This is a genomic window from Methylobacterium mesophilicum (genome assembly GCF_022179445.1).
In the GTDB taxonomy this organism is placed as follows: Bacteria; Pseudomonadota; Alphaproteobacteria; order Rhizobiales; family Beijerinckiaceae; genus Methylobacterium; species Methylobacterium mesophilicum.
This window is the reverse complement of the sequence record NZ_BPQU01000014.1, coordinates 1-15,807: the sequence shown is the minus strand read 5'-3', so window position 1 is coordinate 15,807 and position 15,807 is coordinate 1. Positions and strand designations below refer to the sequence as shown.

16 protein-coding genes and 1 other RNA gene are annotated in these 15,807 nt (G+C 66.6%); 5 read left to right on the top strand and 12 right to left on the bottom strand.

Going from position 1 to position 15,807, the window contains the following annotated elements; all coding sequences use genetic code 11:
- Positions 1–615: 615 nt before the first annotated feature.
- Together MFF40_RS15240 and MFF40_RS15235 are read right to left on the bottom strand one after the other, a co-directional pair.
- Positions 616–876 carry a hypothetical protein gene (locus MFF40_RS15240; protein ID WP_238261124.1) on the bottom strand — a complete coding sequence of 87 codons (261 nt, stop codon included), beginning with the start codon at positions 874–876 and terminating at the stop codon, positions 616–618.
- 7 nt (positions 877–883) lie between these two features.
- Positions 884–1,201: a hypothetical protein gene (locus tag MFF40_RS15235; RefSeq protein ID WP_238261122.1), complete on the bottom strand. Its 318-nt coding sequence runs from the start codon at positions 1,199–1,201 to the stop codon at positions 884–886.
- Positions 1,202–1,486: 285 nt separating this feature from the next.
- On the opposite strand from MFF40_RS15235, the gene MFF40_RS15230 reads away from it, so the two are divergent.
- Both MFF40_RS15230 and MFF40_RS15225 read left to right on the top strand, forming a co-directional pair.
- Positions 1,487–1,699 (top strand): hypothetical protein, encoded by a 213-nt coding sequence (locus tag MFF40_RS15230; RefSeq protein ID WP_147909739.1) that lies wholly within the window; start codon positions 1,487–1,489, stop codon positions 1,697–1,699.
- A 320-nt stretch (positions 1,700–2,019) separates the two neighbouring features.
- Positions 2,020–2,262 carry a hypothetical protein gene (locus MFF40_RS15225; RefSeq protein ID WP_238261120.1) on the top strand — a complete coding sequence of 81 codons (243 nt, stop codon included), beginning with the start codon at positions 2,020–2,022 and terminating at the stop codon, positions 2,260–2,262.
- Between the two features lie 598 nt (positions 2,263–2,860).
- Here the strand turns inward: MFF40_RS15225 and terL are convergent.
- The 3 genes from terL to MFF40_RS15210 form a co-directional block, all read right to left on the bottom strand.
- On the bottom strand, positions 2,861–4,492 hold the full coding sequence (terL, locus tag MFF40_RS15220) for a phage terminase large subunit (protein WP_238261118.1): 1,632 nt from the start codon (positions 4,490–4,492) through the stop codon (positions 2,861–2,863).
- A complete protein-coding gene (locus MFF40_RS15215; protein ID WP_238261115.1) occupies positions 4,485–4,982 on the bottom strand; it encodes a DUF5681 domain-containing protein in 498 nt (165 codons plus the stop codon). The genes terL and MFF40_RS15215 overlap by 8 nt, the downstream gene beginning before the upstream one ends.
- A 342-nt stretch (positions 4,983–5,324) precedes the next feature.
- Positions 5,325–6,779, bottom strand: coding sequence for a DNA modification methylase (locus MFF40_RS15210; RefSeq protein ID WP_238261112.1), 1,455 nt, complete (start codon positions 6,777–6,779; stop codon positions 5,325–5,327).
- Positions 6,780–7,275: 496 nt separating this feature from the next.
- Between MFF40_RS15210 and MFF40_RS15205 the strand changes: the two genes are divergently transcribed.
- On the top strand, positions 7,276–7,524 hold the full coding sequence (locus MFF40_RS15205; RefSeq protein WP_238261110.1) for a FitA-like ribbon-helix-helix domain-containing protein: 249 nt from the start codon (positions 7,276–7,278) through the stop codon (positions 7,522–7,524).
- The gene (locus tag MFF40_RS15200) at positions 7,521–7,946 is read left to right on the top strand and encodes a type II toxin-antitoxin system VapC family toxin (RefSeq protein ID WP_238261108.1); all 426 of its coding nucleotides are present in this window, start codon (positions 7,521–7,523) and stop codon (positions 7,944–7,946) included. Before MFF40_RS15205 ends, MFF40_RS15200 begins: the two co-directional genes overlap by 4 nt.
- 377 nt (positions 7,947–8,323) lie before the next feature.
- Here the strand turns inward: MFF40_RS15200 and MFF40_RS15195 are convergent, their stop codons facing one another.
- The 7 genes from MFF40_RS15195 to ssrA form a co-directional block, all read right to left on the bottom strand.
- Positions 8,324–9,625: an LLM class flavin-dependent oxidoreductase gene (locus MFF40_RS15195; protein ID WP_238261106.1), complete on the bottom strand. Its 1,302-nt coding sequence runs from the start codon at positions 9,623–9,625 to the stop codon at positions 8,324–8,326.
- Between the two features lie 40 nt (positions 9,626–9,665).
- Entirely contained in the window at positions 9,666–11,000 is a 1,335-nt protein-coding gene (locus tag MFF40_RS15190) for an MmgE/PrpD family protein (RefSeq protein ID WP_238261103.1), read from the bottom strand.
- Positions 11,000–11,794, bottom strand: a complete 795-nt coding sequence (locus MFF40_RS15185) for an amino acid ABC transporter ATP-binding protein (protein ID WP_147856064.1) — start codon at positions 11,792–11,794, stop codon at positions 11,000–11,002. The genes MFF40_RS15190 and MFF40_RS15185 overlap by 1 nt, the downstream gene beginning before the upstream one ends.
- 17 nt (positions 11,795–11,811) lie before the next feature.
- A complete protein-coding gene (locus tag MFF40_RS15180) occupies positions 11,812–12,543 on the bottom strand; it encodes an amino acid ABC transporter permease (RefSeq protein ID WP_238261274.1) in 732 nt (243 codons plus the stop codon).
- Positions 12,544–12,590: 47 nt separating this feature from the next.
- Entirely contained in the window at positions 12,591–13,334 is a 744-nt protein-coding gene (locus tag MFF40_RS15175) for an amino acid ABC transporter permease (protein WP_147856062.1), read from the bottom strand.
- A 16-nt stretch (positions 13,335–13,350) separates the two neighbouring features.
- Positions 13,351–14,199 carry a transporter substrate-binding domain-containing protein gene (locus tag MFF40_RS15170; protein ID WP_147856061.1) on the bottom strand — a complete coding sequence of 283 codons (849 nt, stop codon included), beginning with the start codon at positions 14,197–14,199 and terminating at the stop codon, positions 13,351–13,353.
- Positions 14,200–14,616: 417 nt separating this feature from the next.
- Positions 14,617–14,788, bottom strand: a transfer-messenger RNA (tmRNA) gene (gene ssrA, locus MFF40_RS29060).
- A 229-nt stretch (positions 14,789–15,017) separates the two neighbouring features.
- Between ssrA and MFF40_RS15160 the strand changes: the two genes are divergently transcribed.
- On the top strand, positions 15,018–15,807 hold a 790-nt coding region (locus tag MFF40_RS15160; RefSeq protein WP_238261101.1), incomplete at its 3' end, for a CHASE3 domain-containing protein.

The window sequence follows — 15,807 nt, the reverse complement described above, 5'->3', positions numbered from 1 at the left end:
CATCAAAGCCAGGGCCAGAGCCGAACCGACGGAGATCAAAGCAAAGACCGTTGCGAGGGTTTGGGGAGCTGTCATGGCGAACCTCCTCAGTTTCCAGTGAGTCGCCCTCAGTATTTGGGATGTGAGAAGCCGTAACGCCGTGCGGATCAGCACTCGTCTCAACCGCCGCGCAGACGCTTCGCAAAACGGGTGCTTTATTTTCGTCACGGCCAAGGGGCTCGACATCGCGGCGGCGGCATGAGCGCGACGACTGACTGATGGCGAACTATAGCCGCCCGCATGCGCGCCATTTGACAGGACGGGGCTGATACGACTGGCGACCCGAAGGCAATCTAATCGTGCGGCCTAGCAGACGCTTGGGAGTCGTTGAACAACGCCATCGTTGCCCGAAATGCGGGGCGTCGTGTCAGGAGACTATCTCCTGATCGCACGCCGGTAGTCAGCCGACACGTCGGTCGCGATGGACCGCAGCATCTCCGAGATCTGGACCGTCGTCCGGCGCTACGGTGCCGGCGAGTTCGCCCACATCGCCAAAAGGGATCGCCCCCATCGTTATGACGACGCCGTGGAGATTCCGTACCGAATGCGCGCTCCATCATGAAGCGGCCGATAGGGTCAGTGCACCACCCTGCTGATGCCCGGGCCAAACGCTGCCAGACCGTCCCTCTCCACGACCCCCATAAAGGCGCGGTAGGCATCCCGCTCGGTTGCGAAGCGCTCCTGCCACTCCGTGCTACCGCTCGCCATGTGGACGACCGCCAACTGCCAGGGATCCTGCGTCCCAGCCAACCGATAGATCTCCACGTCGACGGTCTCACCGCCACGAGTGAACGAGCCGGACATACCCGAGTGCTCGTACTCGCGATCCTCGTCCACGGCTTTCTCAGGTCCGTTTAACGTCGCCGACGAACCGGCTCATGTGCACCACGACATCATCGCCGTTGGGCCTCACCCCCGCGCTCTCTGGATGCACTTCAGCCTGCTCAACGCGCTGAGCGATCTCCATAAACACGATCTCGACCGAGGGCGGCCAGGGCACATCGTTGTCTTGGAGCATCTGGGTGGCCCTGACCAGCATATGGAATTGGCTGGGCTGGATCGATGTGCCGGCAACGTGCTGATCGAGGATCCGGTCGGCCAGTGCTTTCGCCAACCCGGCGACCTCCGCGAGCTTGCTGGGCGGGGCGTCAACGTCTGTCATCTCAAGTAGCCCCTCGCTTCCATCGGCTTGGAACTCAGCTCAGGCGCGCCCCTTCAGGCAGGCTGCGCCCTGTATCCGCCAGCGAATCGCCCCCGGCCGACCCGTACTAGCTCGTGGAGGGGGGAGCGGCGCATTCATCGTGCCGCATTCAGAATCACTCCCGCCGATTTCGTACTCCGGCGGCCGCCCTGCAGCTGCTCAGGCAGATCTATCAAAATGACGGGATCTACGAAACCCGATCCTCATAGGTTCCATGGTCCACTTTCCGGCGAGGAGGCCAGAGCCATGACGATCACCGCCTCGATCAATACCGTTGGCGTCATGCGCGCGACGGAAATGCTGCAAACGGCGCGCACGGATGCGGCGCTCGCTCATCGGGAAGGACCGCACACCGTCTCGGTCGAAATCGCACGCTCCAGCGAGACTGGGGCGCAGCAGCGGGAGGGTAGGCACCTGTCTCCACCATCGCAGAGGCGGGTCGTAGATATTCAAGTCTGAGATTAGGCAGACCTGCTGCCAATCCCGGCTTGATGAAACAATCTTCTACGAGCTAAGATCATCAGCTCAAAGATCGGCAAGCTTGATATTTGATGTCCATGCAGCCGATTCGCCAAAAAGTTTTAAATCAATTTTCCTAGTAGCTAACGGGCAACCGCGATTAATCGAGCCTCCTTGATTGATCCGCCCGTAGATTTAGGAAAATGCGTCGACATAATCGGCTCCCCGTGGCCGTGCTGCGACACGCATGCCATCGCCGCATTTCCCCTGTCCAAATTGTAATGCAGCTTTACATACCAGTAGAGCAAAAAGAGCGGCCAATGACATCGGCCATCAGCATGCGCGATTTGCAAAAACTGTCGGCCAGCGCGATCCAAGCATTACCCCACGCTGTCCCGATCAAGAATGGCACGGCGACGGTCGGCGTCTTGGTACCCATGCATACGCTCTCCCGCAGATATCTGACCAAGGTGTTGGCCGATATTGAAGCGGCAGCGGAACGGCGCTCGCCCGAACAGGAAGCGGCGATCGACGAGTTGTTTGCCAAACGCGGCGCCGAGTGATGCAGGAAGACGCGCGGACTGGACCACGCGCCCCGCCCTCGATCCTCGTCATCGACGCCAATATCATTCTGAGTGTCGTTCGCGGCCGCCGATCGCGACCGGTTTTCGCCGAAGGGATCGCCGCCCGCAGCATCGGGACCTCAGCTTGAGCGGCCGAAGAGATCCATCATGTCCTACGTTCGTTCCCGAGATTGTCGCCGGAACCCCCGATCTCGCCGAAGCGCTGGTGGTTGGAATCGAGGTTGTGCCGCAGATCGTCTAAGTTGACCGTCTCGAGATCGCATCGCGCGCGCTCACCCATGCGGTCGCATCGCGCAACGGGTCGACAAGCGACGCCCATCTTCTCGCCCGTGCCTGGATGTTCGACGCCGATATTTTGGAGCCATGATCGCGATTTTGCCGGCACGGGCTGGCCGTCTTGGTCGAATGCCAATCTGCGCCACGCGATTGGGAGAGAGCCGGACGAAAACCCAGCCCGCTCGCCTTTTACAGCCTGACGGGCGGTCGTCCGACCATTGACGGCCTTAAATTGAGGCGACGGCATCCGGGTGTGCCCACTCGTTAGCTCTCAGTTGGGTCGCCGACCGAGACACCTCTCTCAGCTCCGGTTACGCACGGAACGGCGGGTCGTCTGACCGTTCGAGCTGCGCGGCGCGTCCTGCACCGGCATCGGCGTCGAGGCCGGGACGTCGATGACGCGGCATCCATTCACCAAACGTACCTTCGCGCCCTCGGGAATCTGAGCGTCGGGCTCGGCCGCTACGATCTCCGGGTCGATGGCTCGGCGGCGCGAACTCAGCGGCCGTATACTCTCCCGACTGCGCCGGACTGGCGGCCGAGCCCGCCGCAACCAGTCCGTTAGGTAGTGCAGCGCGTAGCTCGTCGCATCCACCTGATCGTCGTGACGCCCGTTTGGGAAGGCCAACAGCTCAGACAGGTAGACGCCAAGCCAAGGCGCCTCGGCGGGTAGGTGCACGCGCCCCTCCTCGAACCGGGCCGATTGCGCCTCGCAGCGCGCGACCTTGTCGAGGCGCGCCGGCAACAGGATTGGTCTGAGAGGGCTGGTGCGCCGCAGATCCTGGAGCAGCGCGTGGCCGAGGGCGGTCTTCTCGATCAGCGTGACGTCGGCGTCCCAGTCTGCGTGCAACTTCAGCACAGCCCGCCGCAGCTGTGGGAACTCCAGACGCTGCCTGACGACGTTGAGCAGGTAGAAATCTTGGTCACACACGCCCCAGACCTGACCCACCGACCAATCGCTGGTCTCGCCCAGGGTCGAGGCCGTGTCCCAGGTGACCACGACCCGGCTGAAGGCGGCCGGCCTCTCGCTGTAGGCTCTCAGCCATTCGCGTCGGATCAGGTTGCCGCTCGCCGGTGTTGGAGTCTGTTGATACTGCGCCTCGAAGGTGCGCGAGCCGAGTTCGCGCCGCAGACCGTCGAGCAGCTCACACGGTTCACGATCGGCTTGAAGCGCGTCGCCGCAGAAACGCCGATGCACGTGACCCGGACGATCGCTGAGCCGGAACTCACCGTCCTCTATGGCGATGGCTGGGAGATGGACGACCTCCCAATCCTCGGGAGCGCGTGCGAGCAGATGGCCGCACAGGTCGGCCTCGTGCAAGCGTTGCATGACCAGCACGATGGCACCACGCCGCTTATCGTTCAGGCGCGAGACCAGCGTCCCCTCGTAGTACTCGATCGCCCGCCGCCGATCGGCTTCCGAGGTGGCGCTCGAGGCCTTCATCGGATCATCCAGGATGATCACATCGGCGCCCCGCCCGGTCAGCGCGCCGCCGAGTCCGAACGACAGGCGCCCGCCCTTGAGGGTGGTCACGAGTTCGGTGTCGCGCTGGCGGCGGGCGACGAGCTCACAGCGCGGAAACAGCTCCTGAAACCACGCGCTGTCCATGATGTGGCGCGTGTCGATCGCGTGCTTGCGCGCGAGATCGGCGGCGTAGGAGGCACACAGGATCCGCTTTGTCGGATCGCGCCCCAGGAGCCAAGCCGTAAAGGCGACCGAGACCGTGATCGACTTCATCGAGCGCGGCGGCACATTGATGATCAGCCGACGCACCTCGCCCCGGGCGACCCGGTCCAACTGCCAAGCGAGATGGTCCAAGTGCCAACTGTGACAATACGGCGTCCCCGGCTCCAAGGCATGGAACGTCTTCTGGGCGAAGGCGGCGAGGTTCTGGCGCAGCAAGGCGCGCAAAAGACGCCCGTGATCACTCACCGTCCTCTCCACCCTCGCCGATGAACGATCCCGGACGGGTCTCCTCACCATCGAGCAGACCGGTGGCATGCGTACGCAGGATGGCTTCGTCTTCGGCAGCAGTTTCTTCAGCGATCCGCGGAGCAGGCTCCTCGACAGCAGCAGAGTAGACGAAATTGATACTGTCGTTGATCGCTTTTGCGTCACCCTTAATTGCCAGATCCCCTTGCTTCTTCAAAAGAGCGAGGAACCGCGGGATGTGACGCTCGCGTCCACCCTCGATGATCTTGATCGATTCTTCAAACCACACCTGGTGCACCATCGCGCGGATGGTCGAGCGGTTGAGGCTTCCCTTCGGTCTTCCCTCGGGATTGCCACTCTTGCCCTTGACAAAGCGCGTCCGCTTTGGCGGGCATTTGTAGCCGACGCGCTCTCCATCCTTAGGAGGTTTAGGGGGTGAGTTCGCCTGACCGAGCTCAGCAGGCTGCTCATCATCATCGTCGTACGTCATGGCCCCCTCCAGCAACTCGCCACGCCTTCCCGTCGAGGAAGGACACAACCGTGCCGGAATGCCGCTCGCTTGAACGATGACGACTGACCCGCGCTGAGGCGGAGCGTCTTCCCGGTTTTTTGATCGATCTAAGACACATCTCACCGATGCGCACCAACCTTATTGCCAACGACGAGGCAGTTCGTCAATTCAAAAAAATGAATTTCTAGAATTATTCTCTGAACCAATCAATCTATAATTTAGGCACGACGGGGCTATTACTCGAAGCGAAATGCCTTGAGCCATAACCCCGTCTTCTTGATCACGCCGGATCCAGTCGGTGGCGTAGGGTTCGTCGCGCCGCTACGAACCCTTTGGTTTGGTCCGCTCGCGCACCCGTGGCCTGGCCGCCGCCGCCGAAGGTGATGCCACGGGGGAAGTCGGGCGATCTGCCGCAGTACCCTGCAGCCCCTCGGCGAGCCGGCTTTCGGCCAGCTGCGCCAAGCTCAGCCCGGTCTCGAGGTGCATCGCTTCCCGGCCGGAAGCCTCCTCGAAGCGCCGGATCGCGATCTGGGCGTAGCGCGGCTCGTACTCGATCGCCCGAACGCGGCGTCCGACCCGCTCCCCGGCCAGGACGGTGGTACCCGAGCCCACGAAGGTATCGAGCACCACCGCGTCGCGCCGGCTGACGTCCTTGATCGCATCGACCACGAGCTGGATCGGCTTGACTGTGGGGTGATCGTTGAGATCATCCACGCGCCCGGCGCGAAACCCATTGCCGCCGGGATAGGTCCACACGTTCGACCGATTGCGCCCGAACCGACCCATCTGGACGTTGTCGCGATGGGGCGTATCCCCGACCCGGAACACGCCGACCAACTCGTGCTGATTGCGATACAGCCCACCTTGCCCGGCGTTGGTCTTCACCCAGGTGACCAGGTTGAGAAAAGCGCCGTAGACGCTCTCACCGGCCTCGACGAGGTCGCGCACGTGCTTCCAGTCCATGCACACGAAGTGTACGGCCCCGGGCGCCGAGACCCGGGCAGCGTTACCGAGGCTCGCCTCTAAGAAAGCGACGAACTCGACGCGGCTCATCTCGCCCGACGCGAAGGCGAACTCCGGATGCTGGGTTTGGCCGCGCCCGCCTGTCGCGCGCACCGGCACATTATAGGGAGGATCGAGAAACGCGACCTCCGCCCGCTCGCCCGCCATGAGCCGGTCGAGGAGATCGGCATCCCGGGCATCGCCGATGGCGAGCCGATGCACCCCGAGACTGAAGATATCGCCGTGCCGTAAACACGTCTCCGCCCCCAAGAGCGCCGAACCGATCGCATCGCCGGCGTCTCCTGCACCGTCATCGAAGTCGATCACGAGCGCGTCGATCTCGGCGACCTCGAAGCCGGTGTCGCTCAAGGTGAGGCCGGCCTCCTCGAACAGCAGCGTCAGCTCGGGGATCTGGCCGGCCAGCGCCTTGCGGTCGAGGCGGGCATCGAGGCCGACGCGATTGTCGCTGAGCAGGAAGGACCGCTTCTGGGCTTCCGACAGGTTGAAGACCTGGACCACCGGCATGCTCGCGAGACCCCGCCCCTGGGCAGCGGCGAGCCGGGCATGGCCGGCCAGGATCATGTAGCGCTCGTCGATGATGGCCGGCGCCAACTGCCCCACCCCCTCGATGGCACGGCTCAGCTTGTTCACCTGCCGCGACGAGTGGACCTGTACGCGGTGGGGATTCTCTACGAGGATGTTGAGTGGAGCGAGCCCGTAGCGCCCTTCGAGCCCTGGCCCGACGGAGACGCGCGGTGCCTCGTCGAGGGCCATCGCGTTGGCGCCGACGCCGGGAGGGGCCAAGCCTTCCGGTACGGCGAGCGAGCGTTTTTGAGTTTGTCTCGGCATAAGTGCCTCCAAAGCTGACTGCGATGGAGACCGATGCTGGCTTAAAAGGCAGACGAGCAGCACACAGTCATCAGCTGGCGCACGACCGACTAGGCCGTACGTCCCAAACCGATGCTGCTCAGGGCTGAACCGCCCAATGCTGCTTCGAGATTTCTGCGGGCTGCCGATCGCCTCGCGGCTGTGATCGGCCCCCGTGCGCCAAAGCGAGCTTTACTCGACTCAACCCTGGCACAATCTTTGATGCCGCACCTTCAACCCAAATACAATAGCTTTCCGAACTACGACGGTACGAAAGCTGGCGTCGGAGCCTGCCAGCGCTGTGGCCGCTTCTTCAAAGGCCAGCTGCACCCATTCGACAGGGATACCTTGTCTGCCCCTTCAGCAGACGCTAATTTGCAGTCAATGACTAACGGAGTTTGCCATGGCGGTGATGACCATCCGCAACATCGACGCGGCGATTAAAACCCGCTTGCGGGTCCGCGCCGCCATCAACGGCCGCTCAATGGAGGACGAGGCCCGCGATATCCTTCGCTCGGCGCTCTCAACCGAGATCCCACGCCCCACGAGCGTTGGACAATCAATTCATGAGCGCTTCGCCGCGATGGGAGGGGTCGATTTACCGGAGTCACCGCGGGAGCCGAGCCGTGAGCCCATTGGATTCGAAGAGTGATCATCCTCGATACTAACGTCCTCTCAGAATTGATGCGATCGAAGCCAACAATACTCGTCCTAAAATGGTTTGCGGCTCAACCCTCGGCCGGCTTGTTCACCACAACTCTCACGCAAGCGGAGATCTTCTACGGCCTATCGTTGCTACCGGAGGGGCGCCGTCGCGACGATCTGTTCGCAGCAGCTCAGCCGATTTTCGAGGTCGAGTTAGCCGGACGTATCCTGAGCTTCGATCAAGATGCGGCTATGGCCTACGCGGACATCGCGGCCAGCCGACGCCGAGCTGGGCAGCCAATCTCGCAGATTGACGGTCAAATCGCTGCGATTACCGCCTCCCGCGGCGCGCGTTTGGCGACCCGTAACGTGCGAGATTTTGTCGATTGCGGGATCGTTGTTGTAGATCCATGGATGATGCCGAATTGAGCCATTCAGCGCACCGCCACGAACCCGTCCCACTCCCATTGGATCCGCGAGCGATGAAACGGGGAAATAGTCGGCGGAGCCGCTATTCGGCTGGGGTCTTTCGGCGATCGTAGGGTATTGCAGGTTCGTGTGGTCAGCGCTTGATAGCGTACGCTGTCAGGCCCAAAATCCCTGTACTTTTCCCTCGTGCAGGGAAAATGGTATCGAGGCGTATCGCGCTACGGCGCATCGCCCCCTCGAATCAGTCTTGAGCTAACCGGCCGCGGCAAGGCGTCGACCGCGGAAGCGGTGAGACTCGCCGAGCGTTCGCGGCTCACCCGTAGGTAGCCGACGCGCTTGCAAACGACGGGCGCGGGCCGCAAGCGCACGGATCGGATTCACCGCGCCTCCGGCCTCGACAGGCCGAGATGCCCGCGCAGGGTGGTTCCCGTGTACTCCGTCCGGAACAGGCCGCGCTCTTGCAGCAGCGGAACCACCTCGCGGACGAAATCGCTCAGCCCCTCGGGGAAGAAGGGCGGCATCACGTTGAAGCCGTCCGCGGCCCCGCCCTCGAACCAGGCTTGCATGCGGTCGGCGACGTCCGTCGCCGTGCCGACGATCATGTGGTGGCCGCGCCCCGCCGCCACCCGCAGGGCGAGCTGACGGATGGTCAGGTTCTCCCGGCGGGCCAGCCCGGTGAGGAGCTCGGCGCGGCTGCGCAGCTGATCCGAGATCGGGAGGTCCGGGAGCGGGCCGTCCAGATCGTAGGGTGCCAGCGAATGGCCGAGACGCTCCTCCAACAGCGGCATCGCCTTGGCGATCTCCGTCCACCGATCGAGCTCGATCAGCTTCGCGCTCGCCTCCTCCAGCGTCCGACCGATGACCGGGAGGATGCCCGGCATGACCGCCACGGTCGCGGGATCGCGGCCGAAGCCGGCGACGCGCTGCCGGAGGCTGGCGTAGAAGGTCTGCGCCTCCGCGATGGTCTGCTGGGCGGTGAACACCACGTCGGCCCTGCGGGCGGCGAGATCCTGGCCCGGACCGGACGAGCCGGCCTGGATCAGGATCGGGTGGCCTTGCGGCGAACGTGGGATGTTGAGCGGGCCCTTGGTACGAAAGTAGCGGCCGACATGGTCGAGCACCCGCACCTTCGCGGGGTCGGCGTAGATGCCGCGCGCCTTGTCCTTCACGAAGGCGTCGTCGTCCCAGCTGTCCCAGAGGCCGCAGACCACGTCGACGAACTCCTCGGCGACGGCGTAGCGCTCGTCATGCGCCGGATGCTCCTTCGAGAAGTTGTCGGCGGTGCGCGCGTAGGAGGTGGTGACGACGTTCCACGCCGCCCGTCCGCCGCTCAGATGGTCGAGCGACGCGAAGGCGCGGGCGGTGTGGTAGGGCTCGCCGTAGGTGGTCGAAGAGGTCGCAGCGAGGCCGATGCGGCGCGTCACCATCGCCAGCGCGCTCAGCAGCGTCAGCGGCTCGAAGCGGGCGATCATCGACGGGTGGGCATCCACCGCGCTGGTGAGGCCGTCCGCGAGGAACACCATGTCGAACTTGGCGTCCTCGGCCATCTGCGTCACCCGCCGCAGGAGGTCGAAATTCTCGCTGCCGGCCTCGGCGCGCGGGTGGCGCCAGCCCGAGACGTGATGGCCGGCTCCCTGCAGGAACAGGCCGAGATGCATCTGTCGCGGGGTCGTCGTCATGGGCGGGCTCACGGATGGAGTTCGGGGGCGGCCGGGATGCTTACGGCTGCCGCGGTTGCGCGAGGAGGCCGAGGAGGCGGGCGAGATCGTTTCCGTCGTGCATGCTGCGCACGAGGTCGGGCACCGGACGGAAAGCCTCCGAACCGGCGGTCGCGTCCCGGAACTTGTCGTCGGGATCCGTGAGCCCGGGCAGGCCGTCGATGCGCCGGCTTCGCGACTGGCCCTGACCGTCCGTGATCTCCACCACGACGAAGCGCGTGCTCGGGTCCGAGGAGAGGCGGCGGGCGGACGGATCGTGCCGGCGCTCGACCCGCGCCGCCAGCGCCGCGAGGTCGGGGCGGACCGGACGCGCGTCGAAATGATCGATCCGCACCGCCCCGTCCACCAGGGCCGCGGCCAGGATGTATTCCGGGCTGAACCGGGCCTCGATGCCGGTGCGCGGCGTCCGGACCACCAGGGCGGCGTCGCCCCCCGGCGGGAAGATGATCGTCGCCCGCGCCAAGTCGCGGATGCCCTCGCGGTGGAAGGCGAGGCCGGCCACCGCCACGGGATGGGCCGCCGTGCAGCACGGGAACGCCTTCAGGGTCAGGCCGGGGCGGACGATCTGCCAGGGGGCGCCCCAATCCTCCAGCACGCGCTCGGGCGCCGCCTCGCCGAAGCCGTAGGCCTGCAGGAACCCGTTCGCGCCATCGAGGCCGTCGTCGGCGCCGGACAGGCCGGCCTCGGCCAGGCGAGCCGCCGCCAGGCCGTTGCGGGCGGCGAGCCCGGCATGGAGCGGCTTCGCGTCGGATCCGAATTGCAGCCGCAGCCCGGCGGCCTGCGTCGCGCCGAGCCCCAGGGCGATCGCGGTCGTCCCGGGGGTGAAGCCGCACAGATGCGCGACCGCGGCGGCCGCACCGAGGGGACCGAGGGTGGCGGTGGCGTGGAAGCCGCGCTCGTAATGGGCGGGGCCGATCGCGCGCCCGAGATGCGCCATGGTCTCCAACCCCACCAGGTAGGCGGCCAGGAACGCGTCCGCGGTGGGGAGCGCGTCGGGGCCGAGGGCGGCGAGCAGCGCCGGGACGATCACGGTGGTCGGGTGGCCACGCACGCCGGCATGCACGTCGTCGTAATCGAGCACGTGGCCGGCATGGCCGTTGAGGAGGGCGGCCAGGAACGGGTCGGCCGGCTGAGCGGCGCCGATCACCAAGGCGCGGCCGGGCGCATCGCCGAAGACACCGCGCAACGTCGCGAGCGACGGGTCGGTGCTGCCGGCCAGAGCGCAGGCCAGGAAGTCCACCAGCGCGACCCGCGCAGCCATCATGGCGGCGGGATCGGCGTCCGGGCGGGCGGCGACGATCGCCTCGGCGAGGGCGGCGGTGCGCGGGTTCGGCATCAGATCCCCTCCCGGTCCTGCACGGCGTCCCGATAGCCCTGGAAGCCGCCGATGAACTGGCGGATGCGCGGATTGCCGGACCGGTAGAACAGCTCGGCCGGCGGCGCCTGCGCCACGATCCGGCCGTTCTCGGTGAACGCGATCGTGTCGCTGATCTCCTCGGCGAAGCGCATCTCGTGGGTGACGAGGATGCTGGTCAGCCCGTCGCGGACCAGCTCCCGGATGACGGCGAGCACCTCGCCGACCATCTCGGGATCCAGGGCGGAGGTGACCTCGTCGAACAGGACGAGGTCCGGCCGCATGGCCAGCGCCCGCGCGATGGCGACGCGCTGCTGCTGGCCGCCGGACAATTCACCCGGATAGGCCGCGACCTTGTCGGCGAGGCGGACCCGGGCGAGCAGGTCGCGGGCCAGGGCCTCGGCCTCGGCCCGTGGCACCTTGAGGATGCGGGTCGGCGCGATGGTGATGTTCTCCATCACAGTGAGGTGCGGGAACAGGTTGTATTGCTGGAACACGATGCCGATGCGCTTGCGCAGGGCGATCCGCTCGGCCTCGGTGCGCAGGGTGTCGACCCGGGTGCCGGCCACCGTGATCCGCCCCGCCTGCGGCTGGGCGAGGCCGTTGATGCAGCGCAGGATCGTGGACTTGCCCGAACCGGACGGGCCGATGATCGAGACCGCATCCCCCTTCGCCACCGTCAGATCGATGCCCTTGAGCACCTCGGCCGCCCCGAAGGACAGGTGGACGTCCTGCAGTTCGACGAGGATCGGCCGGGGGGTGGAATCCTGTGCCATGGGGCGGCGATCGGCTTTCAGCGCGGGGCGAGGCGGCGTTCGAGGCGCCGCGTCAGGCGCGAGATCGGGAAGCAGAAGAGGAAGAAGGCGGCGAGCACCGTGAGGTAGACCGCGATGGTGAAGTCGTCGCGGCGCACCGCCGTGCTCGCGTCGGTGGCCGCGTGCAGCAGCTCGTGGACGCCGACCAGGGAGGCCAGCGCCGTGCTCATGGTGATCGAGGCGTAGAGGTTCATCCAGGGCGGCAGCGCCCGGCGCAGGCACTGGGGCAGGATGATCCAGCGCAGGGTCTGCCCGCGGGACATGCCGACGCCCTTGGCGGCGTCCCACTGCGTGGTCGGGACCGACTGGATCGCCCCGCGGACGATCTCGGCCACGTAGGCGCTCGCCGGGATCGCGAGCCCGAACACCGCCTTCAGCCAGTCGGGAAAGGGCAGGTAGGTGCCGGCCACCACGATCTCGAACGGAAAGATGTAGGTGGTGGCGAAGATCAGCACGAGGTGCGGCGCGTTGCGGAACACCTGCACGTAGGCCACCGCCGGGGCTCGCACGAGCCGCGCGGCCGACAGCTCCATCGCCCCCAGCGTGACGCCCGCCAGCGTGCCCGCGCCCATGGCGAGCACGCTGATCAGGATGTTCATGGCGAAGCCCGAGGCGAGGTAGGGCAGCCAGTCGAGCAGGTCGCGGGCGAGCCGCGCGTCGAGCACGAACCACAGGAGGAAGCCGGCGGCGGCGAGGCCCAGCCAGGCCAGGGCCGGACCGAGGGTGGCGCGGCTTCGCGCGGGGAGCGCGGCGGTGCTCACACGCCGTATCCCGGGACGGCGAGGCGACGCTCCACGTACCGGCCGACCTGCGACAGCACCGTGTTGATCAGGCCGAAGAACAGCAGGATCACGATCATCAGCTCGAGGACGTTGTCGCGCTGCGTCCAGATCATGATCGACGCGTAGGTCACCTCGCCCACCGCGATCGCCGACCCGATGGTGGTGAGCTTCACGAGGTTGACAAGGTTGTTCACGAGGGCCGGCATCGCCGTGCGCAGGGCCAGCGGCAGCGTCACGTAGCGCAGGACCTCGAAGGCGGAGAAGCCGATGGCGTGGGCGGTCTCGACCATGGCCGCCGGCACGGCCTCGATCCCGCCGCGCAAAGCCTCGGCGTGGAAGGCGGCGATGTGGAGCCCGGTCACCGCGACCACCCAGAAGAACGGCGTGAACGGGTTGTTCGCCGCGCCGCCGAGCGCCTTCGACAGCAGCATGTTGAGCGCGAAGAACGCGAACATCAGCTGGACGAGGGTCGGGGTGTTGCGGGTGAGCTCGACATAGGCCCGCACCGGGCCGGCGAGCCAGGGCCGCCCCGAGGTCAGGGCCGCCGCGAAGGCCACGCCGGCGGCGAGGCTCAGCGGGATCGCCAGGAGCACGAGCAGGAGCGTCGTGCCCATGCCGGCGATCCAGGGCCGGACCTCGGACGCGCTCAGGAGGAAATCGTAGTGCAGGCCGACCTCGCCCGCGAGGGCGATGAAGGCCCGGACGGCTTGGTCGATCATGCCGGCAGCGACGCGGTCAGGGCTTGGCGGGCGCGGCGTACTTGCGCCGCGCCTCCTCCAGGAAGGTCGGATCGACCAGGCGGTTCGCCTTGGCCATCTCCAGCATCGCGCCCGAGGCATGGAGATCGCGCACCGCCGCGTCGAGCGCCGCGCCGGTGTCGCGCTCGCCCTTCCGCAGCCAGATCACCGAGTCGGCCGGCTCCAGCTCGGTCGGGATGACGATGGCGTAGTCCTTCCATTCGTTCGGGCGGTCGGCGAGCAGCAGCTTGATCGTCGGCGCGACGTGGACGGCGACGACGCAATTGCCGCCCTGGAGCGCGAGCATCGATTCCGGCTGGCTCGGGATGCCCTTCACCTCGGCGCCGTAGGTGTCGGCCAGGGGCTGCGCGTAGTTCGAGCCCTGCGAGATGCAGACCGGCTTGCCCTTCAGGTCCGCCCAGTCCTTGATCCCGCTGTCCTTGCGCCCGAGGGCGGCACCGCCGGCCCGGTCGTACGGGGTCTGCACGTGATCCATGATCTTCGCGCGATCTTCGGTGAACTGCATGTTGGCGATCAGGACGTCGACCTTGCCCTGCTGCAGGAACTGCACGCGGTTGGGCGGCGTGACGGTGACGAGCTCGACCTTCACGCCGAGCTTCTCGGCCAGCGCCTTCGCGAGATCGATGTTGAAGCCCTTCTCGGCCCGGCTCTGCGGATCGATGTAGCCGAAGGGCGCACCCGACAGGATGATGCCGACCGTGAACTTCTGCCGCCCCTTGATCCGGTCGAGCGTCGCGTCCGCCTGCGCCGTCCGGCTCGCGACCATGCCGAGGGAGGCTAGGGCGAGCATGCCGAGACAGGATTTCAACGACGAGGTGCGCGCCATGAGGGCTCCGGTGTGATGCGCGAGGCGGGCTCATCCATACGGGGGACGTGGACGGGCGAAAAGCCGGAATGCGCCGAGCCGCCGAAGTCTCGCCCGCGCCCGGACGAGTCTTCACTGCTGCCGGCGGGGCGTGATCCGGGCGTCCGGACGCGCGTCGACCGCCCACGGCCTGGCCACCGAGCGTCGTCGATCGTCGCGAGGAAGGAAAAAGGTGGGCCCCGGGGCCGAAGCCCCGGGTTCTGTTTCTACGGCTGCCCTGCCGCAAGATGCTTACGCCGCGAGGCGGGCATCCATGACAACGTTATCGTTGGCATTTAGAGTTTTGGTCAGGTGCCCGGAACAGGGGTTGCCTGCGCCGAACCGGTCGAGTCCTTACCGAAGATCGCATCTTATCCTGCCGAAACAGGGTAGAACTCGCGGTCCCTTTACCGTCCAGTCGAACCTAACTTCGCCCCCAGCAGAAACACCATGGCCGCAATCGGCGCCCGATGAGGGCCGTCTGCGCTACCCCGTGAAAACCACCGGGCAGGATGTTTCTGGTGGAGGCGCCGGGTACCGCCCCCGGGTCCTGAAACGTTATTATGAACCGGTCATCAACCTCACGGCCATTCTACCGCGTGTGCGCCGGAAGGTCCACTGGTTCGTGCGGGATCTCGGCCCGCCGCGCCGATGTACCGGGGGCAGCCCGCCGGGGAGGGCGGCGCGCTGTCTCCGCCGGTCGCTCGCACAGGCGGGGTTTGGGCGTTATGGGCTTACCCGCCATCGCTAGCCGCGGCCGCGCGCGGCCGTCCGCAAGCCCGGGCAGGGAGCAGTCGAGCATGCCGAACACGTTGGGCCTCAACCGCACCCTCGGCGCCGCCATCGGCGTCATCGCGCTGGTCTCGGTGCTCAGCAGTGGGGCGGTCCTGGTCACCCGCGGGCAACTGCAGGACGCCAACGACGTCCTCGACCGGTCGAACCAGACGATCCGCGGCCTCGACGCGTTCCGCAACGCCATGCTCAACCAGGAGACGGGGCTGCGCGGCTACCTGATCACCGGGCGGGATGGCAGCCTCGAACCCTACCGGCAGGGACGGCCGGCCCTGGACGCGGCGATCAACCGCCTCGGCCTCCTGATCGGCACTGACGCGACAGCGTCGCGGCTCCTGGCCGACGCCGCCACGGCGGCGCGCACCTGGCAGACCGAGATCAGCGAGGCGGCGATCAAGGGCGCAGCCGACCCGGCGACCCGGCCCGAGGCGATCCGCATCGAGGCCGAGGGCGCGGGCAAGCAACTGTTCGACACCTTGCGGGCCAAGCTCGGCGCCATCGAGACCGCCGAGGAAGCCCGCCGGGTCGCCTTGAAGCTGCGCGTCGCCCGGGCCGAGCGCAACGAGAGCCTCGCCCTGTGGGGCGGCACCCTGATCACGCTCCTGATCTGCGCCGGGATCGGGATTGCCATCAACCGCCTGATCGTCCGGCCGCTCGGGGCCGTGATGGGTTTCGTCGAGCGGGTCGGCGCGGGCGATTTGTCCGACCGTCTGCGCTCCGGCGGGCGCGACGAGATCGCGCGCCTGGGGCGGACGCTGAACGCGATGGTGGACAACCTGTCCGACCTCGCCCGCACGA